Source organism: Mycoplasma tauri, from assembly GCF_016925555.1.
Classification (GTDB): domain Bacteria; phylum Bacillota_I; class Bacilli_A; order Mycoplasmatales; family Metamycoplasmataceae; genus Mycoplasmopsis; species Mycoplasmopsis tauri.
On record NZ_CP070479.1, the window covers coordinates 566,827 to 584,966 of the forward strand.

Genomic DNA, 18,140 nt, shown 5'->3' on the forward strand with positions numbered 1-18,140 from the left:
CTTGAACAAAAATGAAAATGATTAATAATGATATTTGTTCTACCTCTTTTATTAGTTTTTATTTTTCCTGCTGGTAGAAATAATTGTAAAGTTTATCAATTAATAATTAGAATGTTCAAGTTCAAGTCTATGCCAAGAAAATATAAAAGAGTTGTTGAAAATACTAAAGAAAGAAATAGCAGTGATTTGAATCCATATTCGACATTGATTTCAAAAGATGTAGTGAAAAATAAATCAATGCAGGGATTTATTAGAAGTAAAAGATCAAATAATTATTTTTCAGTCTTACAAATTAATGGTCAAAACATTTGAGCAGAAAATGAAGATACACAAATGGTGTTGGTTGAAAATTTTGCAAGATTATTGGATAGTTTTAAATATAAATTTAGTTTTGTTAAATCAGATGAAGAAATTTCTTATTCTCAAAATAAGAATTATTTGGACAAAATTAGGGAAATAAAAAATAAAAAAGGTAAAAATTTAGAATTTTGAAATAAATATTATGATGAAAATATAAAAGATTTTGAATCTATTGAAAGAAAAGATATTAAAAATGTTTTTTATTTAATTATTAATGCTCCATCACTTGAGGAGCTTGAGGAAGCATTTTCTACTTTTAATCAAAAACTAGATGATTTTGGAATTTTTACATATAAAAAATTAGAAGAATTTGAATTACTTAATTTTTTAAATAAATTGAATAAATTTAATCAAGATGAAGAAGAGATCAAAGCTTATTTGAATAGTAGTGGCATTTATGAATCTGAATATAGTTTAGATAGAATTTTTAAATATGATGAAGTTTCATTTAATGGATCTTCAATTACTATTAATGATGATCAATATAGCATAAAGTGTGTTGGTGCTACAGCCACAAAATTAAATAAAGAATGATTGGAAAAAATGTTTAATTCTAATGGAACTATTATATGAAATGCATTTCCATATAATGACCCTGGCATAGTTAATAAAATAGTAGATAGTGCTACTAGAAAAAATGCTGATAGAGGAAATCTAGAAAAAGCTTTGTTAATAAATATACTTCAAGCATTGAAGAAGATGCTATTGTAAATATGATTGATCAAATTCAAACTGATAATTTTAAGCTTTATGATATGAATATTTTTATAGTTATAAAGGGCAATAGTAAGTCTGAATTAAAAGCTGAAAGATTAAAGATTAGAAATAATTGGCTAAGAAGTAATTTTGGAATAAATGATTTAGTTTTTAGACAATTTGAGGGTTTTCTTGATGCATTTAATTATCCTTCTACAAAATTAGATAGAGAGTATTTTCAAATAACTTCAATTAATACTGCATGTGGTTATCCATTTAATAAGAAAATTTTAAATGATGGAAACAATTTAATTGTTGGTAAAGAAGTTAGGGATAGCGCAGAAGCATTAGTTTGAAATATGTTTAAGCTAGATAATAATAGAACTAATCATAATGTAATGATATTAGGAACTCCTGGAATGGGGAAATCTACATTTACAAAGAAAATATTAACAAGTGCTGTGGCTGCCAATAATATTGCAATTGTTATTGATCCACAAGCTGAATATTTGAATTGAGCAAAGGAATTAAATGGTCAAATAATTGATTTAGGTGCTGGAACTGGTAGTGTAATTAATCCACTACAAGTTAGAGCCTTTATAGCTAGAGATGATGACAATTTAGAAACAATAGATATTAATGCATTAGTAAATAATCATTTATCTTGGTTAAGTAAATTTTTTAAAATTGTTTTTGATGACGTGAATAATAGAAAATGATCTATTTTAGAAAATCAAATTATTAACTTGTATGAAAAATGAGGAATTTATGAATTAGATTCTTTTGATCAATTGGAGGCAAATAAATGACCAACAATAAGTGATTTGATTACAAGTATGCGAAGATTTTAAAATACCTAGTGATCATCATAATAAAGAAGAAAGAAAAAGGGAAATATTAGATTATGCTGAACAGCTAAGCTTTAAATTTGAAGACAAGGGCTCTTTAAAAGCTTTATATAATGGACATACTAATATTTTGATTGATAATGATGTAGTAGTTTTTAAAAATGATAATTTGACTGACACAAATGGCAGCATATTATCACAGCTAGGTATTATGATTTTATTGAGTTTGATAAATGAATATATTTTTAAAAATGCTTTAAATAACAAAATTAAAGTTAAAGAATATAAAAAAATACATAACAAGCGATTGTTAAGTATTAAAGAAATGCAAGAAATTATAAGATACTGTGCTTTTTGTATAGATGAAGAACATTTATACATTAATCAAAAAAATATAACAACACTTGATTATATAGCTGATACAACAAAATTAGTTAGAAAGCTTGATTGTGGAACAATACACACTACGCAAAATCCATCTGATTATAAGCAATCTACATCTATTGCTAACAGCGCTTCAAGAATAATTGAAAACTGTTTGTATTCATTTTTCTTTGGACTAAAAGATAATGATATTAATGCAATAAAAACTTTTTATAGAAATAGTAATCAATTATTAGATAGTGAAATTAGATTTATAGCAAGTAGGCAAAAAGGAAAAGTTTTAGCTACTATTACTAATAATGAGAGGTACAAGATAAATTTACACTATAACAAAATGGAAAAAGAGATGTTTTTTGATAAGGGAGAGTAATGATAGAGGAAAAAGATATTGAGGATAGCATTGTGTTAGATGAAAATATATCAATTCTAAGCGAAGAAAATATCTTGGATGATAATTTATATGTCAATGATCAAAAGAAGGCAAAAAGAGCCCAAAAAAGCAAATAAAGACAAAAAACTGATAATGATTTAGATAACGAAGCAAAATTAAAAACAAAAGCAGAAAAAATGAATAAATACAGAATTGTTTCAACACGTTTTACAAGTGATGAAGATTTAATGCTTTTCCAAAGATGAGAAAGCAGAATTAAATCTAAAGGCTTGAGTTCTTATGCTGAAATTCAAAATATTATAAGAACTCATATGGTAGAAGAGGAAAAAAGGGATTATTAAAAGAATTCAAGCAAGACTTATTTTATGTTTTAAGAAAAGCAATGTGAGCTTCTTTAACTCCTTTTTTGAATTCTATTAAAGATGAAATGAGATCTCAAAATAATGAATTAACATTTATAGATCTAAAACTTAATTTGCTGATTAATTCACTTATAAAAGACAAAGATAAAATTAATTCTCCTGATGCAAAAGACTTGTCAGAGTCAGAATATATAAAAATGTTAAGAGAAAAGGTTGCTAATAGTGATAAAAGCTATCAGAAAAGAATAATGAATAAAATGAAGCAAGATGAAAGAAGTTTAAAAAACTTTATAAGACAAATTGGGGAAAATAATTTTGATGATGTTATGCAAGAAGAAGCATTGAAAGAAGAAGTTGAAAAAATAAATTATGACTTTAAATTAAATGAAAGTGATTCGATTTCTGATGAAGAAATTGATTCATTGCTTGATGAATAGTGCGCGTGCTATAAATAAAAGCACTCGTGCTTGCACATATGAGCTGTGCTTGCATATGCGCAATAATTAATGTGCACATGCGTAAGGAATAAAATGAAAAAGAAAATTATTCAATTTTTAACTTTTTCTACAATAATTAGTACTCCTGTTTTAGCTATGTCTTCCAGCAGTGGAAGCAGTAATCAAATTGATAATAAAAATTTTGTTGATGTAAGAGCTCAATTAGAAAATTTAAAACAATTGCCAGATTCAAGGAAAACATTTAAAACTAGCAGTAGTTTCACCGTTAGTGATAAATATGAAAATATTTTAGGAAGGCCAATAATCCTTGGTATGGACAAAAAAATCGGTCTGGATCATGAGCCATACTCTATGATTTACAATAAAGTAACATCAATAGATTTTGTTACAAATGAAGATTTAAATGCTAATATTCGTGTTAATTATGAGTTTAACAAAGAAAGAAAAGGAAAGTGATTTTGAGATGAAGTGCCTAGAAGCGAATGAGGAAAAAATTTTAAAGGTAAAAATTACTATTTTTCATCTAATCCACTTGATGCCTATACATATAATCTAAAAAATAGCTCTAAATTTTATAATGAATACAATAAGCAAATAAGTGATATTTATTCAGATAAAAGCAAAGAAATTGAATCTTATACTTCTGAAATTAAGTTGCTTTCTGATTCTTTCATTAAGAGAATAAAGGAAAAAGAGCCCTTCAAAAAAGAATTTTGTGACCCTTCTTATGATGGTTATTATTATGATCCTGGTTGTCGAACCGATTTATTTCCTCGTAAAGTAGATTATTTCAATCATCCTTTTCATAATAATAATGGTTGAGAAGAATTATATTCTGATGATGTATTAAACAAAGAATTTATTTTTTGGCATAATGGATCTGGTAAAAAAGAAATTCATAGATTAGACAACGTTGAAGCTGATATTCATACAAAAATAAATTTTAATTATAAGAAAGAATTTTTTACTACAAATTTAAAGTATAAAGAACTTCCAAATTTAATTAGCAGTTTTCAAAATGCTTTTAGTTCTAAAAATTTTATTAATAGTTTTGTTTATTCATCTAATGGAGAAAAATATAGTGAAAATAATAGCAATTTAAAAATAAGTAATAATGCTTTACACCTTATTAGCGATACTATGAAAAGTATATCTAGTGATGAAATACAGAAATTTGAAGGAAATGAAAATTTAAATCATAGAGTAAGTAATAAAACAAAATTAGATAACATATTTAGCACTATTTATACTCATAATAGCAATGATTTTTCAATTAAATATAAATTCAAGTGAAAAAAACATGATGAAAAACATATAAATATTTTTGTTGAAATTCAGAATATTTTAAAAGATGGTAAAGATGTTCTTCCTGAAATAAAAAATATTGATAGAAATAGTTTTTATAAAGAAAATTTAAATAATCCTCATTTATTTAAAAAGTTTTTTACTGTTATGGATTCTTTGCAAAGCAGCAATTTTCTTGTATATAAAAATTTATTTGTGAATATGACTCCTAGTGATTCATATAAAACATATTTAGGAAAAAATCTTGGTGATAATTTAATAGTAAGCAATAATTATTTTAATTCAATAGGAAGAATTGATTCACTTGAAGAATATTTTAATGAACATCAAAATTTAGATGATTTTGTTAGGTCTGAAGAGCCTCAAAAACAAGATAATAAAGAAAATGAAATAAAATATAAAGATAAATTTTTTGATGGAACATATTTAATAAAAAATCCTGTTGACTTAATTTTCACTTCACAAGAGAGTGAAAATGATATTATGCTAATAAACGGCGAAAAAGTGCCTGTTTTAAATAGAAAATTTATAAAAAAATTACAAGATAAAAGAAAATTAATTGCTGGAGATAAAGAGCTTAAATTAGATGATTCTCAATCTAAAAAAGATAAAAAGGAAAATGAATATTTAGTTGAGTTATTGAGATATAAAAAAAATAGTAATAATGAAGGTGAACCTATTCAAAAATTTACAAGAATATATGAAATAATAGATAAAAAAATTGATCAATCTTTTAAATATTATGGCTGAGATCCCGAAAATAATTTTGAACAAAAATTATTAATTAGTCCATACTTAATTAATGAAAAAGGTGAAAAAATAAAAGACAAAGACAATAAATTAATTCCCAATAAAAAATATGATAAAAGAATAAACCCAAATACTGGCACTAAAGAGCAGGTTATTTGGTTAAGTAATAAAATGTTGGGAGATTTCGATTTAAAAGATTCTCTTTCATTTGTATATCCTAATTTGTCAAATTCTAAAAAAGAAGATATAGATTTTGGAATTTTTGCAAATAGTTCTGTTTTAGGAAAAGGAGCATTAAGAAATTTTGCAATTGATGAAAAATTTGATGATTATGTAGGTTATTATAAAGTTAAGCTTTTTGACAAAGTGGGCGATAGATATGTAAAAGTAGAAAAGCCTAATTACGAAGAGTTGTCAAGTGAATCTGGTAATAGTCAATTTTCTTATATGTCTGAAGAGGGAATTTGAATTGTTGCTGCTCATATAGCTGATAATAGTTTTGGTTTTGAAGAAGCTGAATCTATTAGTAATGTTTCTATTGTATTGATTGATGAAAATAATAGTCCTGATAGTTTATTTTTAAATCAAATTAAGGGCAAACTGTATGACAAAAATAACAAGCCAATAAATGACTACTTTTATGTATACACTCATGGCAAAAACTTTATATCTGATACATTTGTTAAGTATTTATTACAAAATGTTAAAGTGCCTGAAAATGAATTAAATTACTTACCATATGATAAAGTTATTAATTATTACCGTGATTATATAAATTATTTGTCTAAGTTTTCTTTGTCTGATGCTGATGATAACATTTACAAATATGATGATTTATTTTCTTATCCATTTGTCGAATGAAGTGAATTAAAAAATTTAAATGGTTTAACGTATGCTAATGAAAAAGATGAGAAGATAATAAATGAATATAGAGAAAAAGTAAAAAATCAAGTTCTTAATTATGTTTATAGAAATTTAAGAAAAAGTAGAGAGTTATGAAAAATAGGTTTTAAGTCTAATATTGATGATGGTGATTGGTATATAAAAGAGTGAAATACTAAAGAAAATACTGAAGCTTGGTTAGATGAAGCTCTAAATGTGGTTTTATTTGATAGTGATAATTTTAATGATTATAAGGGTTTAGAATTTACTGTTAGTGGTAAAAATAAATTTAGTAATCAAAGCAAAAAATTTTACTTAAAAAATAATGCTTGAAATATTTTCTATCCTCCTATTGATTTAAGTGTTCTAAATATTAACAAACAATTTACTATAGATATTGGAGCTAACTATTCTGAAGATTCAAAAGAAGTTTATAAAAAAATAAACGAAGAAGTTTTAAATATAATAAATAAAGAATTTGATAGTCTTGAAAATAACAAGCTAAAAATTGATAAAGATATTTTTATAGAAAATTTAGATAAGTCTATATCAAAATTAGTTAGAGGAAACAAAATATCAAAAGGCGTGAATTTAACAGTAAAGGGCATAAATGCAAATATTCATAATCAAATTTTAATAAATATAAAAAATATTGCAGCCCCTCCCAAATTTGATTTAAGTTTATTAAATAATGTTCTTTCAAATAATTTTGTAATTACCAGTGAAGGCAGCATTGAAAATTTAAGTCAAGAGATTGTTGATGGTGCAGTTGAAATATTAAAGGAATATGAACTAGAATATAAAAATGACTATTTAATTGCTCTTGTAAGTTCAAAAATATATAAATTGCCCCTTTTTGTAAATGATGAAGAATTGAATAAATATAGTTATACTGATAAATTAAATGAATTATTTAAAAAGAATAAATACATATCAATAAATGGAAATAAAGTTGTGGTTCCTTATGAAATAAAAGATCAAGAATTAAAAGCAAAATATGAAAATAATATTAAGCTAAAAGTAAAAGAAATTAATGATAATAATTTTGTTTCTCAAAATAACAATATCGCAAGATGAAGAATATTTACCTTAGTACATGGTAAGGATACAAAAGGCTTTTCATCTCTTGGGGTTATAAATAACATTAACAAAAACATAGTACCAAATATTAAAGATATTATTGATGATAATAAGGATGATCCATTAAAAAAAGAAAATGGTGATATACATGGACAAAAGTTAAATGGTAAAAACAAAATAACTAAAAAGATAAATTATGCTATTTATATAACAATTGGTATTTTCTCAATAGTATTAATAATTGGTTCAATTTATGCTATACGGTATTACTTGAATAGAAAAGGCTTTAAAGCCGGCAAAAGTCAAAAAGTAATGTCAAGAAGAAACAAAAAAATCAAATTAAGATATATAAAGATGTTGATTTCAAACTTCCTGATGGTGTATTAAGTGATGAAGAAATTGATGAAATATTTGTTTCTGACTACGTCTAATAAGGCGTAGTTTTTATTTTATAGAGCAGAAAATGAAGTAAACATTAATTTAATTTCATGCTGATTTTTTGCTAATTCAATATTCATTTAATATATTTATGTAATCTTAAATAATAAATAAAGGATTAAAAATGGATACTTTAATTGAATATTTAAATAAAAAAGCTATTGATTATAAAGATAGTGTAGAACGCAAAAAGCTTTACTATATTGAGAAGAAAGTTAATAGAAAAATAATAATTAGAGGTGTCGAATATTCATATTTTTTGTTTATGTATAAGTGTAAAAAAACAGGTAAAAGATTTGTTTATTACCATGATGATTTACTATTAAAAATGAAGCGAAAAAAGTATTATTTTGATGATGTAAATAGATGTTTGAATGATGGCTTATATGAAAGAAATTATAAGAAAATTGACTATCAAAAAACGAATAAAATACCATACTATATTTATCATTATTATTTTAAAAAAATGAGGTGTGAAATTATTAAAAATAGTATGAAAATCAAAGTACATAACGATATAAAAATTCCAGTACAAATAGACATTGATGATGCCTATTTTTTTGTACAGGAAAAAGGTGAAAAAAATAAGATAAGAGCAAGGGTTGCATTAGTTCATAGAAGCGTTAAAGAAAAGCATAAAATAGAAAATAAAACAGTAATAATGCAATTATCTAATACTAGTAAAAAGAGAAATGAGTTAAGTCAAAATAGAAATTTTATAGAAACAATTAATAATGTTTTAAGGGAACATTATCACTGCAGCAGTACATATATTTCTGGTGATGGAGCAATATTTATAGATAAAATAAATTCAAAAATTAACGGAAAAAGAGTGCTTGATAAATTTCATTTTTTTAGATTTATGTATGAAGTTTTTGGTTATTCAAAAACAAAAAATGTATTGAATAAGAGAATTTTTTCTTCCATTGGGAATCCTTTTTATTGCTTGAAAGAGTTATTCAATAAAGGTGAATTTGATGCCTTTATAGAGTATATTGACAAACTAATTGTATGAATAAAAAATGAAAAAAATAGAGTTTCAAAGCGGCTTGAAATTCAAAAATTTAAAAAATTTTATTTGAAAAATAGACAAAAAATTGAAAACATTATTGTGTTAAAAGATTATTTTGGAGGATGTGCTGAAACAATAATTGGACATAATTTAAAGCGCATTATTAATAAAAAATATGCTTTATATAATCTAGATACTATAAAGTTTTTGATACAAAAAGCACATGAAAATGAAAGTAATTTGATAATTATTTAAAAATTTATTTTAATTACTTTTTGTGCTTATTTTTTTAATTTTGTAATTCAAGCTTACACTTTTTTAACTTATCTATTTTTATATTAATATAAAAATAAGTTTTGCACTGCTTACAAAAGTGTAAGCAGTTTTGAATTAGTGCTTACACTTTTGCTATAAAAAGTTAATAAAATAAGTTTTATAAATAAAACTTAAAAGTCGTATAGCCGCTACGGTAAGTAGCTTTTTTGGGCTGTTACCTGGCCCTTTTCAAGGGCGCGCGCGTATGCGCAAAAGGAAAGTGTAAGCAGTTTGAAAATTAGAAAAAAAAGTTTATAATTATCATGAAACAAAAAAAGTAATGTTATTTTTTCTTACCCACTAAAATCTTTCACTTCCAATTTTCATTATTTATTCCGTTCAAATTCTTTTATTTAATCTTTTAAATATTGCTTCTAATACATCAACCACAATACTATTACCTGCTAATTTGTACAATTCTTTTTTTGGAATAGATAAGGCATTTATTTTTTTAAAATCTCAATCATCAAAACCCATTAAAGCCAAGCATTCTGACTCTTTTAAAACTCTCAAATAACAAGGTTCATTATTAATGAAAAATATGTCATTATCATAAAGCTTATATATACTTTTATCTTTTTCTGTAGCATTAACAAATTTAAAATGGTTTTCAATTTCTTGCTTTTTATAAAATGGTATTTCTTCTTTAAATACTCCTATATGGTGTAAACTTATTCATTTTGTTGGTATTGCCTTTGTTTTGTCGGTTATTAGTTTTACTTTTTTATTAAAATATCCGTTGACAATACTGGGGCTTTTTTTAAAATTTAATAAATATTTTTCGTCTTGGCAACCTTCTTTAACAAATTCATTTATATTTTTCATTTCTTGCTTTTTAAAATTTAAATTAAAAGAAGAAGGTTTATCTAAAAAACTTATGCAAAAAGTTCTTTCTCTGTCTTGAGGTATACCAAAGTCAGAACTATTTAAAACTTTATAAGCGCTTTGATAACCTAATTTTTTTAGTTCTTTAATATACATATCTAAAATAGGCTTATTTTTTTTATTTAAAATTTTTTTAGAGTTTTCTCATAATATAATTTTAGGTTTATATTTTGCTTCTTGAACTATTCTAAATACCTCTCGCAAGTGTGAAACATAATATGTACCAATTAAACGCTCAATTTCTCCATCTATTTTTTTATGCCCATTTTTATAAAAGTCTTGACATAATGAAGCATGCACTAGCAAATCAATTTTTTTATTAGGTAATTTATAATTTTTAATGTCTTTTGGTTTAAAGTTTTCAAAATAAAGACTATTGTAAGCTTTTACAGCTCATTCATTTGGTTCAACATAGTCTATTACTTCATGCGGTATATTTTGCTTTATTAATGCTTTTCTTACTGCTCCGATACCACCGAACAACTCTACAATTTTTATTTTTTTAGTAGTTTTATTTTTTTCTATCATTGTTTTATTCCTTTTTTTTAAGATTACAATGTATAAAATACTATTTATGATATACACTACTACAGAGTTTTTATACTCTGTAGTGTATATCTAAGTATTACTTGTAATATTTAGATATACCCCCCTATAATCCCCCCATAAAGGGGAAGAGTGTTAATACTAAACTTTTAATAATATTTTTTTAATTTCTGTTATTTGTCATTTTTTAATTTTGATTTTTTCTCTGTGGTCTGATATTTCAAAATTTAATTGTTTTATATGGTCTTTTAAAACCTTTCTGTTAATTTTTGACTGTTTCATATTTTCTCCATTTAATCTATGCTAAACTCCACACGCCTGCATATTCTTGCACTTTTTCTAAGCAATTATTACTACATGCTAAAAAGTAACCAAATTTGTAAAATTTCGATTTTTTTTCTTCATGACAACCATCACAAATATTTTTTTCTTTCTTAATTTTGTGATTCATAAAAAAGCCCTATACTGTCGTTAAACTTTAGTTGTGTGGTTGTTGTGCGACCATTTCTGTTTTTTGCTATTGTAATCTGTGGTTCTCTTAAATTGCTTATTATTTCTTGTTGTGGTTCATATAAAAACATTATTACGTCTGCGTCTTGTTCTATGTTTCCACTTCCTTTTAAATCGCTAAAGGTTGGTGATAAATTAGTCTGCTTTTTATCATATTCACGTGATAATTGAGATAAAACAAACATATTTAAATTATTAAATTTAGCTATACGTCTTAATTGTCTGCTTGCTTTTGCTAATTTTTCATATTCTAAGCCATTCCCTTTTAAGTCTAAAATTTGGAAATAATCAATAAAAATCGCTTTAATTACTTTACCAGGATTTTTACTGTTAAAAGTTTGTATAATTTCACTTATTTTTTCAGTGGTTAATTCATTATTTGTTTTTTCATCAATATCGAAAATTAAAAGATTTTTATTCATTAAAAAAGACTGAGCTTCTTCAATTTGTGGCAAAACATCTAAATTTTCGCAATCCGTTAAATTAATTGATATTTTAGAATTTAAAGCCAAAAATTTTTTATATATATCTAATGCTGAAACTTCTAAACTAAAAAATAATAAATATTCGTTTTCTTTAATTTGTTTTAAAACGTTATTAATTAAATTAAGTAAAAAAGCTGTTTTACCTACTCCTGGCCTTGAAGCTAAAAAATAAATTTGCCTTGGTTGTAGACCTCCTATATTTTCATCAATAAAAAAGAAATTAGTTTTTAGTGGTTTAATTTTATTTTTATTGTTTTTTATTAAATCATTAAATTTATTACTTAATTTTTCAAAATTTAATAATTCGTTAATCATTTTTTACTCCTATCCAGACTAAAGCACTAAATAGAATTAGGGGTATTTTTTTTCGGTACCCTCTTTATACAAGTAATTAATTTATTAAGTTTCATTTTATTGTTGGGTTGTATATATAAATATATTGTCCTTGTTTGGGTTCATTATTTAGATAATGTCCTTAACTTCTCAACTCTTTTAAATCATTTCAAAACTAACGAATAATTAAAGAATAATAATAATAATTGTAGTCATAGTGTATATATTAATTATTCCTTAAAAGGAATATTAATATATGCCTTGCTAAGTTATAGTTATTAATTTAAGTTATAAGATAGTTTTGAAATATAAAAACTTAATTAAATATTTCTAATAGTTTTTAGTCTTATGTCTTTGAATTCTATAAACAAAAAAACACGCTTATTTTAACGTGTTCTTTATCTGGTTTAAGCCCTGGGACAATTACTATATATAGCACTTTAAGGTGCATTATATATATATATATATATATATATCGGAAGAAAAACGTAAATTTATATCATAAAGAATCAATAATAAAACAAAAACAAGCTAAAGGTATTATTCTTAGCTTGTTTTAATAAATCGATTTCTTTTTTATTTGCCTTGTTTCTTAGCAAGTCTTTGATTAAATTTATCAACCATACCTGTTGCTTTTGTTTTTGTTCTGTCACCAGTATAAACAACGTGGCATCCTGAACAAACATCTATTGAAATTGTTTTTTTAGTTGAACCAAATTGAAATGTTTTTCCACAAGTTGTGCACGCAGCATCAATTGTAAAATATTGTGGATGAATATCTTTTTTCATAATAATTCTCCTTTATTTTTACTATTTTGAATAGTGTTCAATAACAAAGTTTTCTTTAACGTTTTGGTTCAATTCTGTTCTATCTGGTAATCTATCAAATTTTGCTTCGAAATTTTTAACAGTCATTCAAGCTGCTGCAGGTTTTGATTCTAAAGCAGCTTTAATTTGTGCATTATTTTGTGATTTTGTTTTAAGTGTAATTGTATCGCCAACAGAAATGTGCATTGAAGGAATGTCAGCATTTCTACCATTTAATAAAAAGTGACCATGATTAACTAATTGTCTAGCTTGTCTTCTTGTTGTTGCAAAACCTGCTCTAAAAACTAAGTTATCAAAACGGCTTTCAAGTAATTGAAGTAAGTTAGTACCGGCAACACCTTTCATCTTAATAGCTCTATTGTAAACCTTGTGTAATTGTTTTTCGCTTAAACCATAAAGAAATCTAACTTTTTGTTTTTCATATAAATGTTGACCATAATCAGATAATTTAACACGCTTATTGCCATGTTGACCAGGTGCATATGTACGTTTTTTGCCTTTTGAAAATTCTTTATCATTTTCAAGCAATGAAATGCCATAACGACGTGATTTTTTAAAAATAGGACCTAAATATCTCATTTTATTTTCCTTTCTTGTATGCATAAGAAGGAAGATAGTTTCTATTGATGCCATGCTATTCTAATGATTTCAGTCATTCAGCTTGCTTACTTTCAAATCTTTTGAAATAGCATACTTTTAGAACATAACTATCTGCTGTAATATGCAATTTATATTTTAATATATAAGTTAAAAAAACAAAGTTTATATTTTTAATATTTATATGAATTAAAACTTTCAAATGTAATTATTTGTGAATTTGACTAAAAAATCTATTTTATAAGCAGATAAGTCATCAATTCTTTTAAAGAATTATTAATTTTTTGCTTTTTTTAATAACTTTTTAATAAAAAATTTGCTTCGTATATAATCAAATTTTCAAGCTCGCATATTTTTATTTAATTCAAAACAAATTTGATACTCAATGCATATTTTGCTATTTTTATAGTCATACCACATTATCGTTTGGTGTTTTTTGTCGCTCATTAAAAATTTAGCGATTACGAATTTTTCGCTAATAAAAATATCAAAAATTTCATACTTATCAAATATTTTATTTTTAGCATTTTGTTCAATAATAGATTTAATTTTATGAACATTTCTGCTATCAAATTTATATTCTTTAATAATTGATTTGACTTTCCCAAAATTCTCACACAGAAGGTTATATTTAAAACTCAATAAGTTGTTTCTATTTGTATAACTATTCAACATCCAAACCAAACAAATTAAAAAGTAAAAATTATTATTTATTTTTGAATACCTTGGATTAGCATTTACAGAGTCCAGTGTGTATGCAAAAAGGCAATTTTCATCCCACAAATATTTATAAATTGCTGTCGGATCATAATAAACATATTTGATATTGTATTGATCAAGTAATTCAATAATTTGAAATGTCGCATTTTGGGGAATAACTACAAAAAGATTACTTACGTCAATAAATTTTGACCTTTTTATCTCATCAATTAAAAAATCTAAATAAATAAGAACTGCAGTATTTAATGTAACTTTCTTTAGCTTATAATTTAAATTTAAAGATATATCTAAATTAGTAAAACTATCAATGTTAATTATGCTTTGATATGGTCTTAAATTACTAACATTACTATGAAATAGCTTGTAAAAGAAATTATTTATTTTATTTTTTATAGTGTTTGATTTGATTTTAAAAGATGAATCATAATTTTTAAACAAATTCTCAATGAGCGTTAACGAATATAGATCATTTGTTAAAATCATATTTTTAGATCTATAGCGTTGTTTTACATTCGAAAATGCTTTTAAAATTTCGCTATTAGAAGCTTGCAATGTAACTAAATTATCTAAAGAAATTATTTTAGTTTCATCTGCATGAATGTCATTATTAATCTTCGCCTTAGTTGGATTAATAAAAAAACTTTTATAAACTTCTCTATATTCTTGTTCAGATATGTAATAATTGTTTTTTAAATCATAAACATAAAAGTATATAAAATCACATTTTCTGCCAATTTTTAATTTCACAACATAATCGATATTATATTTTTTTGCTGCTAAAATATCAAGACTTATATCTGTGCTACAATGACTATCATATTTAAATAAATTCTTGCGATTTAAAACATCAATATTTCATAAGGATTCAACTATATTATAGTGTTTTTCGTCACCTTGATAAGATATTAAAAAACTAGCATCATCTTTAATAATTGTTTTATAAATTAATTCAAATAAAAAAGAAATAGAAAAATCACTAATTGGATTTTTTCTATCACTTTTAATTAGGAGTGAATCACTACATAAAAAAAGCTCTTCTTTAGGTTCAAAAGTAAGCTTATTACTCATAAATTTCTCCTTTTTTCTCTAGTTTTCAGATTTTTTATTCTTCATACTCTTTAGTTTCTAGTGAAATTTCTTGAGTTGCAGCTATAATATCTTGAATATATTTTTCTGCTTTTTCTTTAGCTTCTAAATCTGTATCATCGTTAAATTTGATTATTTCAACAGCTTGTATTTCTTCATTCTTCTTCAAGTTTATAAGTTTAACACCTTTTGAAGCTCTACCAGTTGTACTTATTTGATTAATTTCTGTTCTAATTGTAAGACCACTTGTGGTAATAATTAAAATTTCATCTCCTGGATTAACAAAACGTGCAAATACTAAATTTCCAGCTGATGCAGAGTTAATACCCTTTACACCTTTGCCACCTCTTTTGGTTAGTCTGAACAATGAATGATGGGTAATCTTACCAAAACCTTTTCTTCCAATTGTCAAGATTAATTCACCTTCGCTACTTGATGATGAAGAAATACAGCTTTGGTTTTCATCTAATTTAATACCTCTAACACCTGTAGCAACTCTAGATAATGGTCTGAAATCTTTTGACTCAAATTTAATTACTCTTTGTTCATTATTTGCAAGTAAAATTAAGTCATCATCACCAACTATTGTGGCCCTTACTAACTCATCACCTTCTCTGAGCTTAAATGCATATTTACCATTTGCATTAATTTTTGCATACTCTTCAAGATTTGTCTTTTTAATGATTCCAAACTTAGTAGCTGTGAATAAATATTTATCGTTTGAATAATCATCTGCAGGAAGCATAGATACTATTCGCTCACCTTCATCAACTTTTAGTGATGGAACAATATTTATGAATGATGTCCCTTTTGATTGTCTATTTAATTCTGGAATATTGTAAGCTCTAATTCTATAAACACGGGCTTGGTTTGAAAATAGTAACAAATCAGTGTGGGTATTTGTTGTAACAATTGACGCTATGTCATCATCATTGTATGTTTTCATTGTAGTGATGCCAATTCCACCTCTTCTTTGTGTACGATATTCATCAAGACTTAATCTTTTTACATAACCTTTTGTGCTTGTAGTAATAACAATATCTTTTTGTGGAATTAAATCTTCATCATCAATTGCACTATTAATATTGTTGTTTATAAGTGTGCGACGCTTGTCGCCATATTTAGACTTGATTTCAGTTAATTCATCAACAATGAGATCAATTAATAAATCACGGTTTTGTAAAATTTTAACTATTTTATCAATCTCTATGCTTAATAATCTTATTTCTTCAAGCATATTATCAATTGCTAAACCAGTTAATCTTCCTAAACGCATATCAACAATAGCTTTAGTTTGCTTTTCACTTAAATTAAAGTGTTTTGAAAGATTATTTTGTGCTTCTTGATCTGTCTTTGATTGCTTAATAATTTTTATTACTTCATCAATGTTTTGAACAGCAATTTTTAATCCTTCAAGAATATGCATCCTATCTTTTGCTTTTTCAAGATCATATTGAAGTCTTCTAGTCACTACTTCTTCTTGGTGTTTTAAGTAAACTTCGAGAGCATATTTTATATTCAATAATTTAGGTTCGCCATTAACAAGTGCAACAAAATTAACATTGTAGTTTGTTTGCAATGGAGTTTGTTTATAAAGTTTATTTAAAATAACTTCAGGAAATTCGCCTTTTTTAACATCAATAACAATCCTTATTCCATCACGATTAGATTCATCTCTTAAATCTTGAATACCATCAATAGATTTATCCTTCATAAGTTGTGCAATTTTTTCAATAATTGCAATCTTTCTTATTTCATAAGGAATTTCAGTAACAATAATTCTACTTTTGCCATTTGATAGATATTCAATTTTTGACACAGATCTCATAGGTATTGAACCTTTACCTGTTTCATAAGCCTCTTTTATGCCTTTTTTGCCCATAATCATAGCGCCTGTTGGAAAATCAGGTCCTGGCATATGTTCCATTATTTCGTCGATAGTTATTTCAGGTTTTCTAGCTAGAGCAATTGTCGCATCTATTGCTTCAGAAAGATTATGAGGTGGAATACTTGTTGCCATACCAACTGCAATACCAGAGCCACCAGAAACAAGCAAATTAGGAAAACGAGAAGGCAAGACAGCAGGTTCTTTTTCTGATGCATCATAATTATCTACAAAATTGACAGTATCTTTTTTAATACCATCAAGCATTTCCATAGCCAACTTGGACATTCTAGCTTCTGTATAACGCATAGCAGCTGCTTGATCACCATCAATTGAACCAAAATTACCATGGCCATCAACTAAAGGATAACGCATTGAAAAGTCTTGAGCCATTCTAACCATAGCTTCATATACAGATGAGTCGCCATGTGGGTGATACTTACCTAGAACATCACCAACTATTCTAGCGCTTTTTCTATGCTGAGTTCCGGCAGTTATACCTAATTCATTCATGTCAAATAAAATTCTACGATGAACAGGCTTAAGTCCATCTCTTGCATCTGGCAAAGCACGAGAAACAATAACACTCATTGCATACTCAAGGAAAGACTGCTTCATTTCCTTAGCAACAAATATTGGAACTATTCCATTTTGTTCCTGTTCAATTAATTGTGGTTTAACTTGGTATTCTGGTTTATTTTGTGGTATGTCTTCCTCTTCATCATCATCTTTAACTTCAGTTGGTTTTTTAAATGCTATAAAAAGTTCACTAGTTTCTTCTTGTTCATCAACATTATCTAGATCTAAATCATTTTCAGATTTAACTAATTCTTTTTCATCATCAATTTTATTTGTCATAGCTCTTTGCTCCTAACATGATATGAAATATTTTTTATTAAAAAATATTATTAAAATATTAATTTTAATTATATTATAAAAAGACAATAAAGGATAACTAAATAAATATACATTTATAAGCATAAT

Annotated in this window: 14 protein-coding genes and 1 pseudogene; 8 read left to right on the plus strand and 7 right to left on the minus strand. The window is 25.3% G+C overall.

Annotation, left to right across the window (positions count from 1 at the left end):
* Positions 1-27: 27 nt before the first annotated feature.
* The 8 genes and pseudogenes from JS510_RS03340 to JS510_RS02535 all read left to right on the plus strand — a co-directional run bounded on the left by JS510_RS03340 (position 28) and on the right by JS510_RS02535 (position 9,221).
* Entirely contained in the window at positions 28-1,071 is a 1,044-nt protein-coding gene (locus tag JS510_RS03340; protein ID WP_232840938.1) for a hypothetical protein, read from the plus strand.
* A gap of 2 nt (positions 1,072-1,073) precedes the next feature.
* Positions 1,074-1,907, plus strand: a complete 834-nt coding sequence (locus JS510_RS03345) for a helicase HerA domain-containing protein (protein WP_232840939.1) — start codon at positions 1,074-1,076, stop codon at positions 1,905-1,907.
* Positions 1,876-2,658: a hypothetical protein gene (locus JS510_RS03350; RefSeq protein ID WP_232840940.1), complete on the plus strand. Its 783-nt coding sequence runs from the start codon at positions 1,876-1,878 to the stop codon at positions 2,656-2,658. The genes JS510_RS03345 and JS510_RS03350 overlap by 32 nt, the downstream gene beginning before the upstream one ends.
* Positions 2,658-2,795 carry a hypothetical protein gene (locus JS510_RS02515; RefSeq protein ID WP_205517189.1) on the plus strand — a complete coding sequence of 46 codons (138 nt, stop codon included), beginning with the start codon at positions 2,658-2,660 and terminating at the stop codon, positions 2,793-2,795. Before JS510_RS03350 ends, JS510_RS02515 begins: the two co-directional genes overlap by 1 nt.
* A gap of 60 nt (positions 2,796-2,855) precedes the next feature.
* Positions 2,856-3,020, plus strand: coding sequence for a hypothetical protein (locus JS510_RS02520; RefSeq protein ID WP_205517190.1), 165 nt, complete (start codon positions 2,856-2,858; stop codon positions 3,018-3,020).
* 29 nt (positions 3,021-3,049) lie between these two features.
* The gene (locus JS510_RS02525; protein ID WP_408632516.1) at positions 3,050-3,478 is read left to right on the plus strand and encodes an Mbov_0398 family ICE element protein; all 429 of its coding nucleotides are present in this window, start codon (positions 3,050-3,052) and stop codon (positions 3,476-3,478) included.
* A 93-nt stretch (positions 3,479-3,571) separates the two neighbouring features.
* Positions 3,572-7,947: pseudogene (locus tag JS510_RS02530) on the plus strand (Mbov_0399 family ICE element protein).
* Positions 7,948-8,078: 131 nt separating this feature from the next.
* Positions 8,079-9,221 (plus strand): Mbov_0401 family ICE element transposase-like protein, encoded by a 1,143-nt coding sequence (locus JS510_RS02535; RefSeq protein ID WP_205517193.1) that lies wholly within the window; start codon positions 8,079-8,081, stop codon positions 9,219-9,221.
* A gap of 390 nt (positions 9,222-9,611) precedes the next feature.
* Here the strand turns inward: JS510_RS02535 and JS510_RS02540 are convergent, their stop codons facing one another.
* The 7 genes from JS510_RS02540 to gyrA all read right to left on the minus strand — a co-directional run bounded on the left by JS510_RS02540 (position 9,612) and on the right by gyrA (position 18,014).
* Positions 9,612-10,694 (minus strand): DNA cytosine methyltransferase, encoded by a 1,083-nt coding sequence (locus JS510_RS02540; RefSeq protein WP_205517194.1) that lies wholly within the window; start codon positions 10,692-10,694, stop codon positions 9,612-9,614.
* Positions 10,695-10,853: 159 nt separating this feature from the next.
* Positions 10,854-10,994, minus strand: coding sequence for a hypothetical protein (locus tag JS510_RS02545; RefSeq protein ID WP_205517195.1), 141 nt, complete (start codon positions 10,992-10,994; stop codon positions 10,854-10,856).
* A 152-nt stretch (positions 10,995-11,146) separates the two neighbouring features.
* Entirely contained in the window at positions 11,147-12,022 is an 876-nt protein-coding gene (locus JS510_RS02550) for a DnaB-like helicase C-terminal domain-containing protein (protein WP_205517196.1), read from the minus strand.
* 594 nt (positions 12,023-12,616) lie between these two features.
* Complete coding sequence (gene rpmE, locus JS510_RS02555; RefSeq protein WP_205517197.1) at positions 12,617-12,829, minus strand: 50S ribosomal protein L31; 213 nt, start codon at positions 12,827-12,829, stop codon at positions 12,617-12,619.
* A 21-nt stretch (positions 12,830-12,850) separates the two neighbouring features.
* Positions 12,851-13,501: a 30S ribosomal protein S4 gene (gene rpsD, locus JS510_RS02560; protein ID WP_332873704.1), complete on the minus strand. Its 651-nt coding sequence runs from the start codon at positions 13,499-13,501 to the stop codon at positions 12,851-12,853.
* Between the two features lie 240 nt (positions 13,502-13,741).
* On the minus strand, positions 13,742-15,253 hold the full coding sequence (locus JS510_RS02565) for an MAG5620 family putative phospho-sugar mutase (RefSeq protein WP_205517198.1): 1,512 nt from the start codon (positions 15,251-15,253) through the stop codon (positions 13,742-13,744).
* Positions 15,254-15,287: 34 nt separating this feature from the next.
* Positions 15,288-18,014: a DNA gyrase subunit A gene (gyrA, locus tag JS510_RS02570; RefSeq protein WP_205517199.1), complete on the minus strand. Its 2,727-nt coding sequence runs from the start codon at positions 18,012-18,014 to the stop codon at positions 15,288-15,290.
* Positions 18,015-18,140 lie beyond the last annotated feature (126 nt).